Origin of the sequence: Malikia granosa (assembly GCF_002980595.1) — a bacterium.
Taxonomy (GTDB): domain Bacteria; phylum Pseudomonadota; class Gammaproteobacteria; order Burkholderiales; family Burkholderiaceae_C; genus Malikia; species Malikia granosa.
Map to the genome: position 1 here is coordinate 1 of NZ_PVLQ01000137.1, position 1,311 is coordinate 1,311.

Annotated in this window: 2 protein-coding genes; both read left to right on the forward strand. The window is 62.2% G+C overall.

Annotated elements, in window-relative coordinates:
• The coding region (locus C6P64_RS17555) for an IS66 family transposase (protein WP_146115979.1) at positions 1–479 on the forward strand (479 nt) is incomplete at its 5' end.
• Positions 476–997, forward strand: a complete 522-nt coding sequence (locus C6P64_RS17560) for a hypothetical protein (protein WP_105749818.1) — start codon at positions 476–478, stop codon at positions 995–997. The genes C6P64_RS17555 and C6P64_RS17560, both read left to right, overlap by 4 nt.
• The last annotated feature ends 314 nt before the right edge of the window (positions 998–1,311 follow it).

Consider the following 1,311-nt stretch of genomic DNA (forward strand, 5'->3'; position numbering starts at 1 on the left):
TCGAGCGCGACATCCGGGGGCAAGCCCCTGAGGTCCGATGCGCGCAACGCCAAGCGCGAGCGAGTCCGTTGCTGCGGGATATGCACGCCTGGCTGAGCCAACTGCTGGGACGGGTGTCGGCCAAATCGGAGTTGGCGCAAGCCATCGGCTACAGCCTGACGCGCTGGCGGGCCCTGACACGGTATTGCGACGATGGCCGCATCGAGATGGACAATAACGCGGCCGAGCGGGCGCTGCGTGGTGTCGCCCTGGGCAGGGGCAACTACCTGTTCATGGGCTCGGACTCGGGCGGCGAGCGTGCGGCCGCCATCTACAGCCTGGTGCAGACCGCCAAACTCAACGGACTCGACCCCGAGGCCTACCTGCGCGAGGTGCTCGGCCGTATTGCCGAGCATCCCATCCATCGCATCGAGGAACTGTTGCCCTGGAACTTGACGGTGATCGGTACCGGGCATGTGGAACAACGGCTGGCGGCATGAGCGCACCCGGCATTGACGCTCGGGTGCTCGAAGCCCTGCAGCAGGCCAGCAGCCTGGAGCTGTACCAGCTCAGCACAGTCATCGAACGCTTGCTGGCTGACCCGCGACGCATCCTTGCCGTGCGCAAGGACCTGCATCTGGGGCAGACCGTGCGCTTTGTGGACTGGCGCGATGGCAGTCTGCGTGAGGGCAAGGTCGTGGCCATGCGCGACACACAGGTCACGCTGCACGAGTTGCGCGAACGCCGTGAGTGGAAGTTGCCTTACGCAGCCATTGAGCCGCCGCAACCCGATCCAGCGGTGCCTCCCCAGGCAGCAGAGCCAGAGCCGCCCCAAGCCCCTCAGCCAACCCGCGACGACTTCCGCCGTGGAGAGAAGGTCGCCTTCGAGGACAAGTACCTGCAGACCGTGGTGGGCACCATCGTGCGCATCAACAGCCGAACCGCCACCATCGATCCCGGCGATGGCACCCAGTGGCGCGTCGGCTTCGCCTTGCTGCGTCACGTCCTCGACGTTTGACCTCTCCGCATCCCTCCGTCAAGAGGGTAATGAGGCGACGCTTACGAATGTTCATCTCCTTGCGTTTTATGTTGCTCCCCTCATCCTACCTGCAATCACCCTGGTGCAGTTGTGCTTCACTGTGGCCAGCTCTCAGAGTGAATTGCATTCGAAGATGTGCGCCCATAAAAAAGCTTCTTGAGTTTTATCTCAAGAAGCTTTTCATTACCCACACTTTCGGCGGATGATTCAACTTGACCAGCTTGCAGTGCTCACCGGTCTTCCTTTGCAAGCCACCTATTCGGCGGATGATTCAACTTGACCAGCTTGCAGTG